This is a genomic window from Cognaticolwellia beringensis (assembly GCF_002076895.1).
Taxonomy (GTDB): domain Bacteria; phylum Pseudomonadota; class Gammaproteobacteria; order Enterobacterales; family Alteromonadaceae; genus Cognaticolwellia; species Cognaticolwellia beringensis.
This window is the reverse complement of record NZ_CP020465.1, coordinates 2,653,440-2,676,294: the sequence shown is the minus strand read 5'-3', so window position 1 is coordinate 2,676,294 and position 22,855 is coordinate 2,653,440. Positions and strand designations below refer to the sequence as shown.

Sequence of the window (22,855 nt, the reverse complement as noted above, 5' to 3'; positions counted from 1 at the left end):
AACCTCAAAAAAATTGCGTGCTCTTAACGTGGGGGCAAGTTAGTTTTTTTCAACATATAATAACAAGTCCTTTAAGTTAGAAGGTAATAATGATGAACTAACAAAAAGTCGCGATGAATGCGTTTGCCTTGCCATGGTATAAAACTTAAAGTAATAGAAAAATTTAGGATTATCTATGTTTATAAGTAAAATATCACGGTGGTGTACATTAACCGTACTATCCGCGTCATTAATCGCTTGCCAGAGTACTTCAAAGCAAGCCACAACTAGAAGTGTAACCGATGTGCCTTTAACCATTGAACGTATATATAAAGACCGTGAATTTACTTCACAATGGCTTGGACAAATTCGCTGGTTAGCCGATGGCAGTGGCTATACTGCTATTGAAAAGTCTGAAAAAACCAAAATAATTAAGCAAGATGCTCCCCAAGCAGCAGAAAAAACAGAAAGTATGGGTAAAGATATCGTTTTTTACGATCCAAATACCTTAAATCGTCAAATACTCATTTTTGCAGAACAGCTCATCCCTGCTGGCGAAGAAACCCCCTTAGACATCGATAATTACATTTGGTCAGACGATCGTTCGCAAGTACTTATTTATACTAATAGTAAAAAAGTTTGGCGTTCAAATAGTCGCGGTGATTATTGGATATTAAATCTGTCAACGAATACGTTAAGTCAGTTAGGCGGTAAATCGGTGAAAGACAGCAGCTTAATGTTTGCTAAATTCTCACCTGATGGTAAAAAAGTTGCTTATGTGGTTGATAATAATATTTATGTAGAAACACTTACCAATAGCAAAATAACGCAACTCACTAACGATGCTGGCAATGGCATTATTAATGGTTTATTTGACTGGGTTTACGAAGAAGAGTTTTCTATTCGTGATGGCTTTCGTTGGAGCCCTGATGGCAAAAGTATCGCTTATTGGCAATTAGATACGACAGGCAGTAAAGACTTCATCATGATCAACAACACCGATGAACTTTACCCGACTTTAACTAAGTTTCCTTATCCCAAAGTGGGCGAAGATAATGCTTTAGCTAAAATTGGCATTGTTAATGTAGAAAGTGCTAAAACCACTTGGGCAAAACTACCTAATAACTCACGTGAAATGTATGTGCCACGAATGAACTGGTCAGGAAATTCTGAACAAGTCCTCATTCAACATGTTAATCGTAAACAAGATACTAACCAGCTTTATCTAACCAATATCAATAATGGTGAAGTCGACCTGATACTAACCGAGCAAGAAGAAAACTTTTTAGATTTTTATGATGACGCAAAATGGCTAGAAAATGGCACTGATTTTATTTGGAAAAGTGAACGCAGTGGTTGGCGCCATATCTACAAAGTATCTCGCGATGGTGCGAACATGGTTAACTTAACCCAGGGTGAATTTGATATTACCGACCTGCAAGCGATTGATGAGAAAAATGGTTGGATTTATTTTATCGCCTCACCTAAAAATGTAGCTCAGCGCTATTTATATCGCAGTAAGCTTGATGGTACGTTATCAAACCAACGTATAACACCTGAGCAATATTCAGGCTCAAATAGCTACCAAATGTCGCCAGATGGTCAGTGGGCTATTCATACACATTCTAGTTTTGCTCAACCAAGCCAAAAACAGTTGATTAAAGTCGAAGGGCATCAACAAAAACATCAGTTAATGGCCAACAATAAACTTAATGAACAACTGGCAACCTTAGCAAAACCTGAACATGAATTTTTTCAGGTAACCGCACAAGATGGTGTGGTACTTGACGGCTATATCATGCGCCCTGCTGACTTTGACGCGAGTAAAAAGTACCCGATTATTTTCTATGTTTACGGCGAACCCGCAGGACAAACAGCGCAGGATAGATGGCGCGGTAACGATTATTTTTGGGACCAAATGTTAACAGAGCAAGGCTTTATTGTTGCCTCGATTGATAATCGCGGCACACCGGCTCCCAAAGGTCGAGAATGGCGTAAATCCATTTATGGCGCAGTGGGTATTTTATCATCTCGTGATCAAGCTGACGCGCTTAAAGCCATGGCTGAACGTTGGTCGTATATTGATCTAGACCGTGTCGGTATTTGGGGCCATTCAGGTGGCGGCTCAATGACCTTAAATATGTTATTTCGTTACCCTGAACTTTATAAAGTAGGCATATCATTAGCACCAGTTGCGGATCAGCGTCTGTACGATAGTATCTATCAAGAACGTTATTCTGGGTTATTAACAGATTATGCCGAAGGCTATAAGCAAGGTTCACCGATCACTCATGCTAAAAATCTACAAGGTAAATTATTACTCATTCACGGTACGGGCGACGATAACGTGCATTACCAAGGCACTGAACGATTAATTAATGAGTTAATAAAGCATAACCGTCAGTTTGATTTTATGTCGTACCCAAATCGCAGCCACGGTATACGCGAAGGTGAAGGCACAACGCTACATTTAAAAACCATGATGACAAATTATTTTAATGAACATTTAAAGTGATTGTTCTGGTATCACGATAACGCTATAAACACGCTGATATATTTGAAAGCCTGCAAATGCAGGCTTTTTACTTTCTTGTCGATAGTTAGTGCTTTTCACTAAATAGTTATTGTATTAACAAGTAGAGCAAAACAAAACCATATTAAATAATTGATAAATATAGATATAAATAATGGCTTCGACTTTGCATTATCAACATTTATAGCAAATGAATTTAGACACTATAATTTGGAGTTATGTATGAGAGCTGATTTAGAAAATGAATTATTCGACGAAGATAAAACCACAGAAAAGTCATGGAAAAACCCCGGTATTTGGCAACGTGGATTAGCCATGCTGTGCTTTGGCTTTATTAGTGGATTTATTCGCCTTTTTATTACCCTAATCGCCATTTTCCAATTTATTACTATGCTATTTACTAATAAACCTAATAGCCAGTTTTTAGCGCTTGGGCAAAGTTTAAATAGCTATAGTTACCAAATTAATCAATTTTTAACGATTAATTCTGAAACCTACCCATTCCCGTTTACTGATTGGCCAGACGGTCGCACTTCACGAGTGCCGCCTTCAGAGCACGTATAGTAGCGAGTACAAAGTCAGAGTATGAAAAAAAAAAAACTCACAAAAGTGAGCTTTTCAATTTATCTAACTGCTAGATTGAAGTTAACTTGATAACAAAGGGTTATTTACTTGCACGTGAAACATAGTCACCTGTGCGTGTATCAACTTTCACCACATCACCAATTTGCACAAATAATGGTACACGAACAACCGCACCAGTAACCAATGTTGCTGGTTTGCCGCCAGTACCTGCCGTATCACCTTTAAGGCCAGGGTCAGTTTCTGTAATTTCTAATTCAACAAAGTTTGGTGGATCAACTGAGATAGGGTTGCCGTTCCAAAAGGTAATGGTACAAACATCGCCTTCTGCTAGCCACTTAGCTACATCGCCAACTGCTTTTTCATCAGCGGCAATTTGCTCAAAGGTTTCGTTGTTCATAAAATGCCAAAACTCACCATCGGCATATAAATAGCCTAGCTCTGAGTCCATAACATCAGCGCCTTCAACACTTTCACCTGATTTATAAGTTTTCTCTAATACCTTGCCAGATATTAACTTACGAATTTTAATACGGTTAAATGCTTGCCCTTTACCTGGTTTTACGATTTCATTATCGATAATGTTACAAGGTTCACCATCAATCATTAATTTAAGTCCAGCTTTGAACTGGTTAGTGCTAAAATTAGCCATAATTATTATGCTCGCTCGTTCACGCAGTACACGTAAAGGTTAAAAATTGAATATAGAAATGCCGCAAATAATAACCCAAATCACCGAGAAATTGCACACTTCTTGGCAAAAAGAATTAGCAAATGTTATTACCGATCCAAAAACCTTACTAGAGTTGGTCGATATTTCACCAGAAAACTATCAACAGCACTTTGCTGCTCGTAAACTATTTCCGGTCCGTGTCCCACGCCCATTATTGTCTCGCATTAAAAAAGGCGACATTAACGACCCTATTCTAAAACAAGTCATGCCATTGGATTTAGAATTCTCAATTACTGACGGATATAATGAAGATCCACTGGAAGAACATGACACTGTGGCACCAGGATTACTGCATAAATATAAACATCGCGTGTTAATGATGGTTAAAACGGGTTGTGCGATTAATTGCCGCTACTGTTTTCGTCGCCATTTTCCTTATGCTGACAACAGCCCTAACAAAGCAAGATGGCAGCAAGCGCTTGACTATATTGAAAGTCATGTAGAGATCAACGAAGTTATTTTTAGTGGTGGCGATCCATTAATGGCTAATGACGAACACCTACAATGGCTAATGACTGAAATTGAAAAAATCCCACATATTACCCGTTTGCGTATTCATACCCGCTTGCCCATTGTTATTCCTCAACGAATTACCCCAGCTTTAGTCAAGGCATTAAGTCTAACCAGGCTTAAACCTGTGATCGTTTTTCATGTTAATCACGCCAATGAAATCGACAACAATGTTTCGCAAGCCCTTGAACCTTTGCTTGCCGCAAGAATACCACTGTTTAATCAAAGCGTATTGTTAAAAGGTATAAATGACAACGCCAGTACATTAGCTGAATTAAGTGAACGCTTATTTGATGTCGGCATTGTGCCTTATTACCTTCATTTGTTTGATAAAGTGCAAGGCGTGGCCCATTTCGACTTAAGCGAATCAGAGGCAAAAAGAATCACATTGGAATTGATGGCCATATTGCCCGGGTATTTAATGCCAAAACTTGTTAGAGAAATAGCAGGAGAAGCGAACAAAACTCCCATTAATTTGACATAACAGTTCCGATTTAAATACACAGAATTAAAAGAATTAACCGTTTTGTAATCGATGCGGCTATTGTCCTGTTATTAAAAATTGAAACTTGTCAGAGAAATTGCAGCAGGACTAACAAAAACCTAATCAATTTGGCATAATAACGCCATTGGAAATACAACACGAAAATGAGTCATTATGAGCGAAGCCGTACACAAACAATTAATTGATAATATTTCGATAATTTTAAAGCAATCACTAGCAGCAGACGCCACGTTAACAACACTACGTGAAGCTAAACAAGCAGGCTTTGCAGCCATATTTACCAAAGATTCTGGCTTTAAATGTTCAGCAAATACTTTTCAACCTTATGTTGAAGAAGTCGCGAATGATTTAATTTATTGGCAAAAAACTTCAGATCAGCAAGCACTGATCGATATTGTCAAAAAGATTGAGCAGTTATTTACCGTTTTAGCTAAATTTGAACAAAGCTAGAAACACGATTGCTACAATAAAAAACGCAGCTAAGCTGCGTTTTTTTTGTGCCTAAATCGCCTCGCTACTTGACCATCTCATTTTCAAAGGTCTTTTTAAACCAATCATCAAGCATCTCTTTTTCGTAGCCTAAGGTTTGATTACGATATCTCAAACCACTATGCATCATAAAACCCATATCTTTTAGGGAAACTTCTTCGCTTTTAATCACGCTATTATCAGCATTTAATAATTGATAACTAAATTCCATACGTGGAAAAAACAAATCTTTTACAATACGAATACGCTTTACACCACCAAAATTAACATCACCAGCTAAATCTACATTAGTAATATCAAAAATTAGCTTCTGATTTTCAGGTAACAATTCGGCCAACTTAGCAAAGTGCTTTTCAAACGCTTTAAAAGTTCTATCTTTAAAGTGTTGACGGTGTTCTTCGCCAGCATCAACATCCGTATATTTATCAGGATTTGTCCATTTAACTTCAACTTGTGCGGCTTGAACTGCCGTATTTTGGCTTATAACGATTGCCAAGCTCAACAAACATGTAATAATTTTAGTCATGATTCATCCTCTTTATTTACTTAAGTATATACCTAAACTACTTCAAGATGCTCGTTTCACTGACTGAGCTTTTTTTCGTTTCAATTTGACACTATTTAAATTCTGCAATATTTGATGAAAATAAACTCCTGAATGGATTTAGCTTAGAACATGCCACAGCCAAAACTATTGATTTAACGGCTATTTAATCGCTACACTGTAGTGCCATAAAAGCAAAGCGCTTTTCGTTAACCGTGCACTTTCTTATTTCCACCTAAATAACTGAGCTAACTGTGCTAACTGAATTCCTATCTACTCTCAATTTCTCTTTCTCTGTTACCGGCCCAATTTTTATGATGGTTGTGCTAGGCGTTATCCTTAAACACTACGGCATAATTGGACAAGCCTTTGTCGATCAATCATCAATACTGGTGTTTAAAATTTCACTCCCTGTGTTGTTGGGCATGAGTATGATAAGAACTGATATTGCTACTGTGTTTGACCCTGCCACCATTGCAAGCGCATCGCTTTCCACTTTACTGGTTTTTGTGTTGTTAACGCTAACTGCCTTTGTTTTTGTTAAAAATCCGCGTGATAAAGGCGTGTATGTGCAAGGCGCTTTTCGAGGGAATTTAGCTGTTGTGGGCTTAGCACTTTGTGTCAACTTGTATGGGGAAGCTGGTATTGCTAAAGCGTCTATTGTTATGTCAATACTGTCACTGGTGTATAACATTTTGTCTATTTACACCTTAACGACAACGCTAACGGATAAAAAACTTAATGTAATCGCAATGATGGTCAATATCACTAAAAACCCACTAATCATAGGTATTGTGCTCGGTATTATGATTAACTTACTGCATATCCCGGTACACCCCGTATTAATGCAAACAGGCGATTACTTAGGCCAACTTACCCTACCTTTAGCGCTACTTTGTATTGGTGCTACTTTGTCGTTTTCTGATATGAAAGGCACTAAAACTGTTGCCTCAGCAGCGGTTATCGCCAAACTGATTGTAACGCCTATTATCATTACTTCTATCGGTTATGCGAGTGGCTTTTCACCAATGGATTTGGGGATACTATTTTTAATGTCTAGCACACCCACAGCTGCCGCAAGCTACATAATGGTAAAGGCCATGAAAGGTAATGAAACATTAGCCGCCAATATTATTGTGATGAGTACAGTGGCGTCATTGTTAACCGTCAGCATTGGCTTAGCTATTCTCAAATCTTTCGCGTTAATTTAGCTTTAGTAAAATATTTTTATTAGGTTTACTGATAAAATAAGCGTGCTAAATAATCGAGTTAACTGCATTGCAGGTAACTCGGTTGAAGTGATTAATATTTTATGAAAAGTCGATGATTAAACCAGTTCTTTAAAAATAACGTCGAATTTACCAATACCTGCATATTCAATGTAGGTTTTTTTATCAAAATTCAATTCAACTACACCCGCGAACGAACCTGTTGTTAATGCTTCGCCTTGCTTGAATGTAGTACCACGTTTTGTCATAAAGTTTATCGCCCAATAAACCGGTAATTGCGGTAATGGGTTAGGATGAACACCATCAAATTTTTGCTCGCTTAACTCACCACTTTGCTCAGTTTGACTTATAAAAATATGAAATTTACTAGCAGAAAATGCTGTTGTTTTATCAATTTCAGGACCAATATATAACCCTTGGTTTACTAAACAGTCTGCCAAGCGTTCAGGGAAAACTGCATCTGAGTCATCGGCGAAACGACTTTGTATTAACTCTAACGCCATATGACAACTGCCAATAGCCTGATCTATTTCAGCTTCAGAGTATTCTTCATCTCGTGCAGGTAAGTCTTTGCTTAGTACAAAGGCAATTTCAGGCTCAATTCGAACCTTAGTATTGTCTTTCATTAACCAACACTGATCACCCTTTTGCATGGTTTCACTGAAAATTGGCGCAATAATAAGCTTGTCTTCAGCCAACGGTAATAAACATTTCCAACCTGCTACAACGTCAGGGCGAAGCTTAATTATTTCCTGTTGAACCGCTAATGCCTCTTCAATGGTTAGCGGTTTTAAAGTATCAGCTAAACTGTAAGCTTTTGTGCCGGGAACTCTTCGTGCTAAAAATTGCTCTGCAGCTTCTGTAAACTTTTCTGGTGTCATAGGCGTTAACTTTTTAGTCGATGCTTTTTAGTGCAGAAGTAATAAAGATAAAGTTAACTCTACATTGATAACACACCAGTTTCTAGTTAAAGCTTAGACGGGAAACTTTGAATAAATGGAGGATTAATATAATAAATATTAAACTTTACAACATGATCCTAATATATTGTAGGCTCGTATTAACTCATCATGCCGCTCAGGTAGTTTTGGGTAGGTAGCGTTGCCCCTGATATTTCGTTTATAATACCGGGCTTTATTGTCACATTACATCAACCTATAAGTATTTTCTCTGCTATGAAATTTTTTCCGAAGTCTAAAACAGCTTTACTTATAACCATCATCGCAATTTTGGGTGGTTGCGCCATGATAGCCAACAGCCAATTTGATGATATGTTTGGCACCGCAGAGCCTCAAGCACGAATGGTCGTTAATAACTCAACACAAGCCGAATTTTATCATCAACAGGTACAGCCACTAATTGAGCAGCGTTGTGTTGTTTGTCATGGCTGTTACGACGCGCCTTGTCAGTTAAAATTATCATCCCCGCAAGGCATCGACCGTGGTGCTAACAAAGCGTTAGTGTATGATGGAACCCGTTTAACCGCCGCGACACCAAAGCGTTTATTCATTGATCACGACAGTACAGAAGCTTGGCGCAATAACGAATTTTATGGCGTACTTAACGAGCGCCAACAATCCCCAGCACTTAATCAGCAAGCGGGTGTAATGTCTAGGTTGTTATCGCTTAAACAACAGCACCCAATGCCTAAGGGTAAAATATTACCCAAACAATTCAACTTCTCCTTAGATAGAGCTCAGCAATGCCCGACTGATGTTGAAATGGACAGTTATGCACAAAATTTTCCCGACTGGGGCATGCCGTTTGGCTTACCCGCCCTGTCACAGCCTGAAGATGAAATTTTGCAGGAATGGTTGCGTAACGGCGCAAAAATGGCGCCACTGCTACCATTAGATAATACATATAAAGTACAAATAGCAACATGGGAAAGCTTCTTAAACGGTGATTCATTAAAAGAAAGACTTGTAAGCCGTTACCTTTACGAGCATTGGTTTATAGCCCACCTTTATTTTTCTGAATTGCCTGCTGGCGAGTTTTTTAAAGTCGTTCGTTCACGAACGCCTCCTGGACAACCTATCGACACTATTGCCACTCGCCGACCTTATGACGAACCCGGCGTAGAGCGAGTTTATTACCGACTATGGCGCGAGCGTGGCACCATTTTAGAAAAAACTCACATGCCGTATGCGTTAAACAATGACCGCTTGATAAAATATACTCAATTATTTTTTCAAGATAACTATCAAGTAACAGCTTTACCTTCTTATAAGCCAGAAGTCGCTTCAAACCCCTTTAAGTCCTTTGAAGCAATACCTTCAGTAGCACGCTATAAATTTTTGCTAGAAGAAGCAGAATTTACCATTATGAACTTCATCAAAAGTCCGGTGTGTCGTGGGCAAGTTGCCTTAAATGTGATTAACGACCGCTTTTGGGTGTTTTTTGTTAATCCCAATGAATTACATGCCAAGGAACACTCGGCATTTTATAACGATCAACAAGATAAATTGGCCCTACCTTCTGCCGCGGAAAGTAACGCCTACATTCTAACCAATTGGCTAAAGTACTCTAAACTTCAGCGAACATTCATGCATAATAAAGCCATTAAGATGAATCGAGCATTTCCCAATGGAGAACATCTAACGACTGATCAAATTTGGGATGGTGACGGCGACAACACAAATGCTGCATTGACTATCTTTCGGCATATTGACTCTGCAACGGTAGTTAAAGGCTTAGTCGGTCGAGAGCCACAAACGTCTTGGGTAATCGACTATGGCTTGCTAGAGCGAATTCACTATTTATTAGCCGCAGGTTTTGATGTTTATGGCAATATAGGTCATCAATTAAATACGCGTTTATATATGGATTTTCTGCGGATAGAAGGCGAATTTAACTTTCTTGCATTATTACCACCTGACACTCGAAAAGCTGAATTAAACAAATGGTATCAAGGCGTATCAGGCAGCCAACGTGAATATTTAATGGCACCACACAAATTATTTTCGCAACCTTCTGGCATAAACTACCAAACTAAACAGCCCAAGCAGGAGCTATACCAGTTATTAAAACAAAAGATGGCGCCGGTATTAGTAACAGACAATAATTTAGAAAATCCAGATACACCAAATAACCACTTAAAAGCATTAGACAAGTTACAAAATATAGTCGGCGGCCCAACAACATTAATGCCACAAATTACCTTTTTATCAATACAAGGCACAGATAAAACACGCTATTACACTGTGCTTCGAAATAATGCTCACAGTAACATTACGAGCTTATTGAGTGAGGATGAAAATCGCTTAACTGAGCAAGACACTATGACCGTTACCAGCGGTTTAGTCGGCGCTTATCCTGACGTTTTTATTAATATTAATGAAGCACAGCTCAATAGCTATGTTAGCTCGGTGCTCGCATTAAGTAATAAAGCAGACTATCAGAAGTTGATGGACAACTATGCCATACGCAGAACCGATCCTAACTTTTGGCAGCATAGCGATACCGTGCATGCAGACAATAAAAAACAACACCCATACAAAGCAGGGCTCTTTGATTACAATCGCTTACAGAATAGATAAAGTCGCTTGAAGTACAATGACCACAATAGAGCCATTACTCTAACTCATTTTTATATAAAAGTAGTTAGAGTATGTTCGACTATTGAGTCGAATACTGATTAATAATTTCAGGACAATTTATTATTTATGGTCTTTAATAAGCTATATACCGTAGTTGAGGAGTCAAAAAATGGAGCAAGTTCTACAGTTTTTAAGTTATATTTTACTTGTGGTTGCCGCACTTATTCCAATCGCTAACCCTTTTTCGACTGCGCCGATGTTTTTATCGCTTACCCAAGATTTTAGCAAGCAAGAACGACAGAAAGCGGTTAATTTAGCCACGCTGTATATGTTTTTGCTGTTGAGTGTTTTTTTAATATTTGGCGTGCAATTACTCGCATTTTTCGGCATTGAACTCACTTCTCTTCGCATTGCTGGCGGTCTCATTATTGGCTACCTCGGTTTTAGAATGCTGTTTCCAGCGCCAATTTCAATGCCGGGTGGTCTTACTCAACAAACAACCGCAAATGATATTGCATTTATGCCTCTAGCAATGCCTTCCATGAGCGGCCCTGGTGCTATATCCGTTGTGATTGCCATGGCAGCAAGAATAAATACCGCCGAAACTTTGCAAGATGAATTATATGGCTACATCGTTGTTATAGCCGGTATTGCTGTCGCTGCATTAATTTGCTGGATAGTCTTAAGCGCCGCGACTAAAGTCGTCAAATTTATGGGGGTTAACGGTATTATAGCCATGACAAAAGTGATGGGCTTCTTTCTGATTAGCATAGGTGTAGATATGGTCGTTAACACCATACGCTCATTTTTTTAAAAATTGGTTGATAGTTTCGACCACTGAAAACTAGCCGCTTACTTAAGCCGCTATCAAAATGGAAAATTCAATATGACAATAATATCTAACTCATCGCGCTTATTCATATTAAGTGTAGCTGTACTCATTTTTATCAGTGGCTGTAGCGAACAACCGATAATAGAAAAAACGGAAGCCGCGCCGCGCCCGGTTAAATTGATTACCATTGCAAGTGCCGATGACTCGCGAGTGTTTACTTACCCAGCGACACTCGATGCTGTTCATAGCTCAAAGCTGAATTTTCAAGTCGGTGGTAAACTGGAAAAATTGAATGTTATTGCGGCGCAAGATGTTGCCAAAGGCGATGAATTAGCATCGTTGGAGAAACGCGGTTTTATTAATCAGTTAAACTCTGCAAAAGCTCAGTTTGAAGCCGCTGAAAGCGATTTTATTCGCGGCACTACCCTGTCAAAAACAGGCGTAATATCTGCGCGTGACTTAGAACAACTAAAATCAAAAAAAGAAGTCGCTGAGTCCACTTATGATTCAGCTCTAAAAGCCATAGCTGACAGTACACTTATTGCTCCCTATGATGCAGTAGTCGCTGCAGTACCAGCTAAAGTCTTGGAGAATATTACACCAGGACAACATATTTTAACGCTGTTTGGTAAAGGTCAAATGGAGGCAATAGTGAATATCCCTGCCTCAATTGTTGCCACGGTAAATACACGAACCGACAGACAAGCTTTTGTCATACTGGATGCTGCGCCTAATGAGCTTATTCATGCAACATACAGACGTGCAAATCTTGAGGCTGATAGCGCTAGCCAAACTTATGAAGTAAGGTTTGTTTTCACTGCACCTGAAGGGCTAAATATCTTGCCAGGAATGAACGCAAGCCTTCAATTTAAATTAACTAGCCCGTCAAAAGCTCACACCGTTGCTGTGCCAACCTTTGCTATTTTCCAAGAAAATGGCCAGCACTACGTCTGGAAGGTATCCACTGATTCAATGCAAGTTAGCAAAGCTCCAGTCACTATTGCTGATGGTATTGGTGAAGAGCTGGTGATTACCAGTGGTCTGAATCCTGGTGATACTATTGTCGGTGCCGGTGCAAATTATTTAACCGAGGGCATGATTGTTAGCTCTTGGTCTAAGTCTTAGGAGCGCTACTTTGGATATTGCAAAGCTAACCATTCAAAATAAACTTATTAGCGTCATAATCATTTGTTTGACTATCGCTTTTGGCTTCTCTTCTTATCAAAATATGGCACGTTTTGAAGATCCTGAGTTTATTATCCGTACCGCTCAAATATTCGTCCCTTACCCTGGAGCTAGTCCTTTAGAAGTGGCAGAGGAAGTAACAGAACGCTTAGAACGTGCACTACAAGAATTGCAAGAAGTTGACTCAATATCCTCCACCTCTTCAGCCGGTAAATCTGAAATAAAAGTGGATATTAAGTCTGAATTTTCAAAAACAAAATCAGAATTACAAATTATATGGACCAAGCTAAGAAATAAAATTAACGATGCCAAGTCGTCGCTCCCACCAGGTGTAGGAACACCCGTGGTATTCGATGATTTTGGTGATGTTTATGGGCTAAGTTACTTATTGACCGCAGAGGGATATTCTCCTGATGAGTTACATGCTTACGCAAAGAACCTGCAAGGCGATATATTGCAGGTAGAGGGTGTAGCAAAGGTCGCCATGACAGGAGTTCAACAAGAAGGAATATTTGTCGAAATAGCCCGCGAAGAAGTGGCCGCGCTGGGTGTATCAATTAACAATATCTACTCAATTCTCGACAAGCAGAACACCATGGTAAGTGCCGGTAACACGCAAATTGGCGAGCAAAGAGTGTTTATCGACCTGACCGGTGAAATCGACTCTGTCGATACCATCAAAAATTTATTAATTAGCGCATCGGGTGATGGTAAAGCCATCTATTTAAAAGATATTGCCAATGTCTATCGTGGCTTTCAATCGCCAACCACTAAACTGGTTAGATATAACAGTAAACCGGCTATTTCGCTTGGCGTTGCAAGCGTACTAGGTACCAATGTTGTTAAAGTTTTTGAGCGGGTCGATGCTAAAATTATTGAGGCAGAAAGCCGTCGACCTATTGGCATTAATATTCATGAATACTACCATCAAGGAGAAGTAGTACAGGCCTCAGTAGATAACTTTGTTGTCAACGTCATTGTTGCCCTGATTATTGTCATGGTTACCTTGCTTATTTTTATGGGCTTAAACTCAGGTATTGTAATTGGCTCGGTGTTGCTACTAACCATTTTTGCAACCCTTGCCACTATGGATGCGAGTGGCATACCCATGCATCGTATTTCATTGGGCGCACTGATTATTGCCTTGGGTATGATGGTAGACAACGCGATTGTCGTCACTGAAGGTATGCTTGTTGGCATAAAGAAAGGCCAAAAGAAATTAGCCGTAGCGACTGAAGTTGTCAAACAAACCAAATGGCCTTTATTAGGTGGTACGTTAGTCGGTATAGTCGCCTTTGCCCCCATTGGCTTAGCGCCAGGCGATACTGCAGAGTTTACTGGGCACTTGTTTTGGGTGATTTTAATCTCACTATTATACAGCTGGTTATTCGCAGTAACACTGACACCGCTATTTTGTTACATGTTGTTTAAACAAGACAAAAATGCTGAACAAAGCCAAGAAAAACCAAATAAACTCATCTCGGGTTATCAGAGCCTTATTACAGCTGCGCTACATCATCGTTGGTTAACCGTAGCTATTGTTATCGGTATGTTCGCCACCTCAATGTGGGGTTTTAAATTCGTTAAATCTGGCTTTTTCCCAGCATCAACCACGCCGCAAATGGTCGTCGATTTTTGGTTGCCTGAAGGCACTGATATTGAAAAAACTAAAAAAAATATGCTGCAACTAGAAGCCTACATTCAAAAACTTGAAGGTGTTGAAGGTGTACAAACATTAATTGGCGGTGGTGGCCTACGTTTTATGCTGATTTACGGCAGTGAGTCACCCAACAGCTCCTATGGACAAATACTGACTAAAGTTGATGATTACAAAAAGTTAGATGCGATGTTGCCGCAAGTACAAAACTACATTGATCAGTCTTTTCCTGATGCACAAGGTAAAGTATGGCGCTTTGTTATGGGACCAGGTGGTGGTTCAAAAATAGAAGCAACCTTTAAAGGGCCTAAACCCTCAGTACTTCGTGAACTAGCTGAGCAAGCTAAAGCGATTATGGTTAGAGATGGTGGAGCACTATCGATTAAAGATACTTGGCGACAGCAAGTGAGAGTTATTGAACCACAATACTCTCCGGTTAATGCACAGCGAGCCGGGGTCGATAGAAAATCAGTATCTGATGCATTGCAGAAGAATTTTACGGGTCAAACCGTTGGCTTATACCGTGAAGGAGATGAATTAATACCGATCATCGTTAGAGCGCCGGCAAAAGAGCGCTTGCAGATAACCGACATTAGTAACATTCAAGTACTAAGCCAACTGACCGGGAAAACCGTGCCATTAGCGCAAGTGACAGATGGCTTTAAAACCATTTGGCGCGACGGGATTTTAAAGCGTGAAGATAGAATATGGACGATAAAAGCACAGTCAGATCCAGTCTCAGGCCAACTTGCTTCTGAAGTATTTAATCGAATTAGGCCTCAAATAGAAGCTATTGCACTTCCCGATGGTTATACGCTGGAATGGGATGGGGAATATGGCCAATCAAAAGAGTCAAATGAAATGCTAGCCTCCACTATTCCGCTAGGTTTATTAGCGATGGTGTTAATTGTTGTGGTTCTGTTTAATGCCATCAAGCAACCGATAATTATCTGGTTAGTGGTGCCGCTAGCACTTATTGGCGTGGTCGTTGGACTGGTTACTACGCAAATACCGCTCGAATTTATGGGCATACTGGGCTTACTATCACTCTCTGGTTTACTCATTAAAAACGCCATTGTATTAGTCGATCAAATGGATATGGAAATTCGATCAGGTAAAGCAAGATTTGACGCGGTAGTCGATTCAGCCAACAGCAGAATGCGACCGGTAATGATGGGCACACTGACCACTGTTTTGGGTGTTATTCCCTTATATTTTGATGCGTTCTTCCAGTCGATGGCCGTCGTGTTAGTGTTTGGGCTACTCTTCGCAACATTGTTAACTTTAATTCTAATTCCAGTGTTATATACCATATTTATGAAGATATCACCGCAGGAAATAGCAGAGTAATTAACAAGATTTTTAGCTTGTCATTAAGTAGGTCTTTTAAAAGGTGAGGGTAATTTTAACTAAAGTTACCCTCACTTTCTTCTCATCAATTTAGTAACACCTTAAAAGCATTTTCTAGACAGCTTCGCCCCCCCCCCCCAGAAAAATAGCCCAAGATTAAGTAGCCTGACCTGATAAAATTTTGCGTATTATCAGCACGACAAAGCATGACTTACACCACTCTTCAACCACACCAGCTTGCGTTGATTGCTCGGTTGCTATGATTATGAGCTAATTAAAAGTTTATTTCGTGCTCAAGTAGGCCGCTAAATGAGATTTTCAGTCTTAAGACCAGATCTTTCATAACTATGTTTAGCCAGCAAATAGATTATAAAAAATGTTATACCGTTAATACGGTTGCTGTTCTCCAGATGATATTGTGCAATTAGTTGCTCCGTTCGCTGTGCTGCTTGATTACCACCCCAAGATTGAAAAGTCAGACGTTATTTTCAATCTTAATCACTTGAATGCCTTCCTATCTAGACGGTATAGCACTATTAACATCATCATTTCAGCATATTTAGTAACCAAAAAATGCAATATTATTCAACTTAAAGAGGCTTGCCGTTCAGTCTTTAGCACTGACATAAAGTATTTTATTTCTCGCGATACTTTATAACTAATCTAATCTTTGCATAGATGCATTTGCCTAAATATCAAACTGACTAGTCCTAATAGACGATTTCATACTGGCGTATTTGAATAAATATTGAACTGTAGCAAATATATTAAAAGCACCTTGGAATTACTTCGTTAGTAATTAGAGCAGCGTCAGTAAACGTCAGATAAGGAGAAAAGGATGAGGAGCAAAGCATTAATGAACTCTTTTGTCAGTAAATTACTTATGACTAAAAACCTAACAATTTTGGCTAAACTTTCAAAAAATGAAAAGTTAAGTCATGATTTAAGCACTGCGGGTCTGCCGTACTGTCTTGCACTAGTATCGAAGCTGTATCTTTCTCTGAACCAAACCTGCCCTACAATAATTATTAAATTAAAACTCCCTTATCGTTAATTTAATAATGCTAATAATTTAATAAAAATAAAATATATAAATACAACAAACAATACAACAATACAAAAGAGGCGTTAGGATGAATATCAAAAATCAATTAAGTAGCGTAAATCTAGTTATTAAACCACTAGCGCTTGCAATTGCTTGTGCTCTTTCTACACAAGCATTTGCCGAAGAAGAGCAAACAGTAAAAGAAGAAGGTAAAGCAAAAGCGGCCATAGAACGTATTTCTGTAACGGCACAAAAACGTATTAGTACCCTACAAGAAACCCCTATCGCCATAACCGCATTTGACAGCGATGCCATCGAAAACTTAGGCATTCAAGACATTAGTAATGTAAATAACATTGCCCCTAATACTCAAGTCGTAGTGCCAATTGGTAGTGCATTCAATGTCGGTGTCAATATTCGTGGTTTAGGTACTAACGAGCCTTCTTTAGGTGTAGACCCTAAGGTTGGCATTTATGTAGATGGTGTGTATTTAGCTCGTAATTCTGGGGCAATATTTAGTATTATTGATTTAGAACGTATGGAAGTACTTCGTGGCCCTCAAGGAACACTTTGGGGTAAAAACACGACAGGTGGCGCTATTAACATGGTGACCAAAAGACCATCGGATGAGTTTGAATTTAAACAAAAATTTACCGTTGGCTCTGATGGACTATTTAACTCTACCACTTCGATTGATACCGGTGAATTTAACAATTTTACTGCCAAGTTTACCTATATGACTGGCGAAGAAGACGGTTGGGCGAAAAACACTTTTGAAGGTGCCAAAGAAAAAAACCTCGGCGCTAAAGAAACGGATGCAATGCGTTTCGTTCTTCGTTATACCGGTGACGATTTCTCGGTTGATTACAGTTACGACAAAACGGATGGTAGTTCTGTCTCTATTCCAGTGCAAGTGAGCAACGTACGCCCTCATTTTACTGACCCTACTGTTCCTACGCTTCATATGGGCACAGGTACATTTTACGGTGGTAATGTCTTTGCTATGATGGCAGCTAATGAATTCGAAGGCGGTCGCCAAGAAAGTTGGGAGCTAAATCAACATGGCCGAGAACATGTTAAAATTTCAGGCCACAACTTGACAGCAGAATGGGATTTTGCCGAACATCATAGCTTTAAATCTATCTCTTCTACCCGTAAATATTCTTCTGACTTAACCGACGGTGTGAACTTAAGCGGTGGCGCATATTTTGGTGCAGAGCTTGATGCTACGTTCCAACCAACAGGTAATTTCGCACCTATTCCGGCCTTTTCATATACCAACCAGAAATCACAAAAGCAAAGTTCACAGGAATTCCAATTTCTGGGTGAATTGATGGATGGACAACTAGAATATGTCGCAGGTTATTATTACTTCACCGAAGAAGGTAAAGAAATTAACCCTTGGAGTATTAATATCTTTACGGGTCAAGGCGCCAACTTGTTGTTTGCAGATCCCTTACCATGGGGCGTTTTCTATGAAGTAGACAATACGGCACAGGCATTGTTTGCTCAAGTTGATTATCACGTAACTGATGCGTTAAATGTAGTCATGGGTCTTCGCCACACTAAAGATGAAAAGTCTATCGTAAATTTAGCTGAGCCTGATGCTATGTTACGTAACAACTTATCTGCTGAAAAAGAGTGGAGTAAAACGGTTGGCTCTTTAGTGGTTAACTATGTTGTTGATGAAGATTTAACCGTTTACGGTAAAGTAACCCAAGGTTACGCTGCCGGTACTTTTAACTCAGGCTCGGTAGAACGATTCTCTTATCTAAATCCAGCAAATGGCGGTGAAGCGAACTATGAAGGGACATTAACACCAGCGGATCCTGAAGATACCACTGCTTATGAGATTGGCGCTAAAGCCATGCTGTTAGATGACCGCATTATGCTTAACACCGCAATTTTTTATAATGACAATACTAACTTACAAGTTACGGTGATTGATGGCGGTAATGTCCGTCACTCATTAAACTCTGGTAAGTCGAAAACTATTGGTGTCGAATTTGATGCTAAGTTTGCTGCCACAGAAGATTTAATGTTTACCGCAAGCTATGGTTACAGAGATACTGAATATACTGATGATACATTCTCAGACCTTAATATTTTTACGGCCTCACTAGCGATGAGTTGGACCATGGCTGAATTCGAGTTTGGTCATTTAAGTTTGCATGCTGATTACTCAATGAACGATGAATTCCAATTTAGTTTAATTGACCCGAATATGGTGGCAGATTCATATAATCTACTGAATGCTCGTGTAACATTATCTGAGATTCAAGTCGGTGATAAATCTAACCTAAAAGTGTCAATTTTCGGTCGTAATATTACCGATGAAGAATATCAGCTTCATGGTGCTAGCCTTGGATTCTTTGACACCAGAAGTTACGGTGCTCCTTCAAGCTATGGTGTTGATGTCGTATTTAACTTTTAATTGAAAGATTAATTGCGCACAAACCATTAAAGGCCTTAATAAGTAATTATTAAGGCCTTTTAACAATCAAATCATGCATTGTGCTAGTAATTACCCCATCTAATACCAAGTTGATTAATCAACTTGGTATAAATCCCACTATCAGTTAAACATCACGCACTCATCAGCCAACAAAAAAGAGTATGAATTACCCTCTATAAGGTTTTATTAACTGATGTATTTGTGAAAAAATTTGATTATCTAAAGTAATAGAGATTAAGAAGAGTGTTCATTATCCATTTAGCACAGATATAAGGGCGACTATCTTCTAGACATCACGTAAAAAACAGCCAATAAAAAAGGATAATAAATTACCCTTTTAAATGTGCATAGCGTGAAAACTTGCCGGCTTATTTCAGATCTTTTGCTAACTTTTGTGCTTGAATAGTACTGTACTGCATAGAGTCTGCCGCTGGGTTTTCAGCTATCCATAATAATACATTGGCAATCTCATCAGGCTCTGCCACTGCCTGTTTTAAGCCTTTTATACCTTGATCGCCTATTGTGGCACGTAATGTTTCAGTATTAACCACGCCAGGATTGACCGTAAACGCCCTAATACCTTGATGACCATGTTCCCTGCAAATAATACCTGATAAACGAGAAACAGCCGCTTTGCCTGCTCCATATGCGTAACCCCAACCACCGCGAGATGCGGGAATAGGAGGATCTTTCTCTCCTGCTCCTGAAGTAATATTGATGATACAGCCGCTTTGTTGCTGCAACATACTTGGTATCACCGCTTGCGTTATTTGCACCGGTGCGCCGATATAAGCTCTGGCAACTTTCTCGAAAGTATCCGGGCTTAAATCCATTAAAGCGGCATTAAGATCAGGTCCTTGGTAAATCGCATTATTAATCACAACATCAACCGTGCCAAAGTGTTCTAGTACTTTATTTATAGCCACATGTACTGAATTTGTATTCAGTAAATCCATTTTGAGTGCGATAACTTCAGTGCCAAACTCTTCAAGCATATGAGCTGTTTCAGTTAAACTACTACCTGCATAATTATCATTTGAGGACTTGTCTTTTTGTAAGCTATTGCTACCTAGCTCACGAGCCGTTATCGCTAATTTGTAGCCAGCTTTTGCAAACGCAATAGCGGTTGCACGCCCTATACCTCGACTAGCACCTGAAATAAACGCTATTTTTGACATCAATCTGTTCCTTTTTATTAAAATCCGTCGAACTTATATTTTAGTAACGGCTATAAACTCAAAGAAGTAATTTACCTATTACCAACTTTAATGCATCGTTCAAATAGACGGGTATTGTCGTCATTACTTATGTCTTTCATTTTAGAATTACCGAGCTATGTTTCACTTAATTACCAAAGATAATCATTGTCTACCTCAAATGGTCGATGTTCAATATTGCTTCATAGGTGTTAATGAACTAACTGGCAATTTCTATTTTTATTCTTGGTATGGGTTGAGCGTAACTATATTCCTAGAATATTATCCAAAGCATGCTTTGTTATTGCCTAACCTAATTTTAATCGTGCGAGTATCTCGATGCTCCCAACAAGTAAGGAATAATCATGCGTGAAGCAGTCATAGTATCTACCGCCAGAACTCCAATGGGCAAAGCCTTTCGTGGTGCCTTTAACGACACCGAAGCTCCTGCATTATCAGGTCATGCCGTAGAGCAAGCTGTTCTGCGCGCAGGTATAGAAGGTGCAGAAGTTGACGACGTGATCATCGGCTGTGCAGCCCAACAAGGCACCCAAGGCTATAACTTAGGCCGCTTAACTGCAACCGCTGCAGGATTACCCAATAGCGTACCGGGTATGACCCTTGACCGACAATGTTCATCAGGTTTAATGAGTATTGCCTTTGCCGCACAAAACATCATGGTGGGTTCAATGGACACTGTGGTTGCAGGGGGCGTTGAATCTATTTCAATGGTACAAAACAAGCATAAGAACAGTTATCGCAATGTGTCTAAAGTTGTACTGTCAAAATCTGAGCATGCTTATATGCAAATGATTGAAACAGCAGAAGTGGTTGCTAAACGCTATAACATTTCACGCCTAGCGCAAGATGAATACAGCTTACAATCTCAACAACGCATTGCTGCAGCACAAGCAAACGGTTTTTTCGATGATGAAATTGTTCCGATGGCATCAACCAAGTCAGTATTTAATCGCGAAACCAAAGAAGTCAGCTATGAAGAAGTGTTACTGGGTAAAGATGAAGGCAACCGCCCATCTACTACACTAGAAAGCCTACAAAGCTTAGCACCTGTTTGGAAAGATGGCCGTGTTATTACAGAAGGTAAATTCATTACCGCAGGTAATGCCAGTCAATTATCAGATGGTGCTTCTGCCTGTGTCGTTATGGACTCTCAATTAGCGGCGCAAAAAGGTTTATCACCTATGGGCGTATTTAGAGGCATGGCAGTTGCTGGCTGTGAACCAGATGAAATGGGCATAGGTCCAATTTACGCTATTCCAAAATTATTAAAACAGCATAACCTAAGCATTGAAGACATCGGCTTATGGGAAATTAACGAAGCATTTGCTTGTCAGCTGATTTATTCGCGTGACTATCTCGGTATTGATAACGAAAAACTGAACGTTAACGGTGGCGCAATTGCCATTGGTCACCCGTTTGGTATGAGTGGTGCTCGTATGGTGGGTCATGCATTAATCGAAGGCAAACGACGCGGCGTGAAATACGTTGTGGTGAGTATGTGTATCGGCGGTGGTATGGGCGCAGCAGGTCTATTCGAAGTATGCCTGTAAGATAACTGAAAGCACTAGAATTAACTATCTTGACTAAAAAAGGGCTTTGCGCCCTTTTTTAATATCGCCAAAAACAATTAATGGAGGAAGTATTGAATGTCTAATATTTTAGAGCGATTTAAATTAACCGGCCAGGTTGCTATTGTCACTGGCTCAGGACGAGGCATTGGCGCAGCTACGGCCATTGCACTGGCCGATGCAGGTGCTGATGTCGTCGTCACGGCAAGAACTGTCGAGCAACTAGAAGATACTGCCGAACAAATTCGTCTTCGCGGTAGCAAGGCATTAGTGGTTGCTTGTGATATTCTCGACCAGCAGCAACGGGAAAACTTACTGGCAAAAACTATTGAACATTTTGGACGACTCGACATTTTAGTCAATAATGTTGGTGGTTCAGGCGCCATTAAACCGACTTTAATGACCACTGAAGACGAGCTAGAAGCCTGCTTTAAACTCAATACTACTACAGCATTTTCCATGTCACGCCTTTGCGCTCCTGCAATGGTTAAAACTGCCGGCACAGGTGCTATTATCAATATTTCTTCTGTTGGTGGCCATATAGCACAATCTGGTTTTTTAAGTTATGGCGTTGGCAAAGCGGCGATGAATTTTATGACACTCAATTTAGCCCAAGATTTTGCACCGAAAGTACGAGTGAATGCCATCAGTGTTGGCTCAACACTTACCGATGCACTTAAAGGTGTTATGAACGAAGAGTTAGAACTAAAAATGGTAAAACAAGTGCCGATGAATCGATTGGGGCAACCTGAAGATGTTGCCGCTTGTGCGCTATTTTTAGCTTCGCCTGCTGCTAGTTATATCACAGGGGAAATATTCGGTGTTAATGGCGGGATAACGGTTCCGCCAATGGCAATGCCAAGAAGTGATTTTTCGTTATAAGTGAAGTAACTACGCTTATAA

The 22,855-nt window shown here is 39.7% G+C and carries 16 protein-coding genes; 12 read left to right on the top strand and 4 right to left on the bottom strand.

What is annotated here, in order from left to right; all coding sequences use genetic code 11:
- Positions 1-175: 175 nt before the first annotated feature.
- Together B5D82_RS11405 and B5D82_RS11400 are read left to right on the top strand one after the other, a co-directional pair.
- A complete protein-coding gene (locus tag B5D82_RS11405; protein WP_081151646.1) occupies positions 176-2,494 on the top strand; it encodes a S9 family peptidase in 2,319 nt (772 codons plus the stop codon).
- 240 nt (positions 2,495-2,734) lie between these two features.
- A complete protein-coding gene (locus B5D82_RS11400) occupies positions 2,735-3,076 on the top strand; it encodes a DUF4389 domain-containing protein (RefSeq protein WP_081151644.1) in 342 nt (113 codons plus the stop codon).
- Positions 3,077-3,176: 100 nt separating this feature from the next.
- Here the strand turns inward: B5D82_RS11400 and efp are convergent, their stop codons facing one another.
- On the bottom strand, positions 3,177-3,746 hold the full coding sequence (gene efp, locus B5D82_RS11395; protein WP_081151642.1) for an elongation factor P: 570 nt from the start codon (positions 3,744-3,746) through the stop codon (positions 3,177-3,179).
- 46 nt (positions 3,747-3,792) lie between these two features.
- Between efp and epmB the strand changes: the two genes are divergently transcribed.
- Both epmB and B5D82_RS11385 read left to right on the top strand, forming a co-directional pair.
- Positions 3,793-4,821 (top strand): EF-P beta-lysylation protein EpmB, encoded by a 1,029-nt coding sequence (gene epmB / locus B5D82_RS11390; protein ID WP_342743770.1) that lies wholly within the window; start codon positions 3,793-3,795, stop codon positions 4,819-4,821.
- 174 nt (positions 4,822-4,995) lie between these two features.
- Complete coding sequence (locus tag B5D82_RS11385) at positions 4,996-5,292, top strand: hypothetical protein (RefSeq protein ID WP_081151641.1); 297 nt, start codon at positions 4,996-4,998, stop codon at positions 5,290-5,292.
- Between the two features lie 64 nt (positions 5,293-5,356).
- Here B5D82_RS11385 and B5D82_RS11380 read toward each other — a convergent pair whose 3' ends face one another.
- Positions 5,357-5,857, bottom strand: coding sequence for a DUF3016 domain-containing protein (locus tag B5D82_RS11380; protein WP_081151639.1), 501 nt, complete (start codon positions 5,855-5,857; stop codon positions 5,357-5,359).
- Between the two features lie 272 nt (positions 5,858-6,129).
- On the opposite strand from B5D82_RS11380, the gene B5D82_RS11375 reads away from it, so the two are divergent.
- Positions 6,130-7,086, top strand: coding sequence for an AEC family transporter (locus B5D82_RS11375; RefSeq protein WP_157673883.1), 957 nt, complete (start codon positions 6,130-6,132; stop codon positions 7,084-7,086).
- 116 nt (positions 7,087-7,202) lie between these two features.
- Here B5D82_RS11375 and B5D82_RS11370 read toward each other — a convergent pair whose 3' ends face one another.
- Positions 7,203-7,985 carry a hydratase gene (locus B5D82_RS11370; protein ID WP_081151636.1) on the bottom strand — a complete coding sequence of 261 codons (783 nt, stop codon included), beginning with the start codon at positions 7,983-7,985 and terminating at the stop codon, positions 7,203-7,205.
- A 294-nt stretch (positions 7,986-8,279) separates the two neighbouring features.
- Between B5D82_RS11370 and B5D82_RS11365 the strand changes: the two genes are divergently transcribed.
- From B5D82_RS11365 to B5D82_RS11340, 5 genes are all read left to right on the top strand, one after another.
- Positions 8,280-10,643 (top strand): fatty acid cis/trans isomerase, encoded by a 2,364-nt coding sequence (locus B5D82_RS11365; protein WP_081151634.1) that lies wholly within the window; start codon positions 8,280-8,282, stop codon positions 10,641-10,643.
- 169 nt (positions 10,644-10,812) lie between these two features.
- Positions 10,813-11,457 carry a MarC family NAAT transporter gene (locus tag B5D82_RS11360; RefSeq protein ID WP_081151633.1) on the top strand — a complete coding sequence of 215 codons (645 nt, stop codon included), beginning with the start codon at positions 10,813-10,815 and terminating at the stop codon, positions 11,455-11,457.
- Between the two features lie 72 nt (positions 11,458-11,529).
- Positions 11,530-12,600 (top strand): efflux RND transporter periplasmic adaptor subunit, encoded by a 1,071-nt coding sequence (locus B5D82_RS11355; RefSeq protein ID WP_094122800.1) that lies wholly within the window; start codon positions 11,530-11,532, stop codon positions 12,598-12,600.
- Positions 12,601-12,610: 10 nt separating this feature from the next.
- Positions 12,611-15,667 (top strand): efflux RND transporter permease subunit, encoded by a 3,057-nt coding sequence (locus tag B5D82_RS11350; RefSeq protein ID WP_081151631.1) that lies wholly within the window; start codon positions 12,611-12,613, stop codon positions 15,665-15,667.
- A 1,133-nt stretch (positions 15,668-16,800) separates the two neighbouring features.
- Positions 16,801-19,146 (top strand): TonB-dependent receptor, encoded by a 2,346-nt coding sequence (locus B5D82_RS11340; protein WP_081151628.1) that lies wholly within the window; start codon positions 16,801-16,803, stop codon positions 19,144-19,146.
- A 389-nt stretch (positions 19,147-19,535) separates the two neighbouring features.
- On the opposite strand, the gene B5D82_RS11335 is transcribed toward B5D82_RS11340, so the two are convergent.
- Positions 19,536-20,345, bottom strand: coding sequence for an SDR family NAD(P)-dependent oxidoreductase (locus B5D82_RS11335; RefSeq protein WP_081151627.1), 810 nt, complete (start codon positions 20,343-20,345; stop codon positions 19,536-19,538).
- A gap of 383 nt (positions 20,346-20,728) precedes the next feature.
- Here B5D82_RS11335 and B5D82_RS11330 point away from each other — a divergent pair, with 383 nt between their 5' ends.
- Together B5D82_RS11330 and B5D82_RS11325 are read left to right on the top strand one after the other, a co-directional pair.
- Entirely contained in the window at positions 20,729-21,934 is a 1,206-nt protein-coding gene (locus tag B5D82_RS11330) for an acetyl-CoA C-acyltransferase (RefSeq protein ID WP_081151625.1), read from the top strand.
- A gap of 96 nt (positions 21,935-22,030) precedes the next feature.
- Complete coding sequence (locus tag B5D82_RS11325; RefSeq protein ID WP_081151624.1) at positions 22,031-22,834, top strand: SDR family oxidoreductase; 804 nt, start codon at positions 22,031-22,033, stop codon at positions 22,832-22,834.
- The last annotated feature ends 21 nt before the right edge of the window (positions 22,835-22,855 follow it).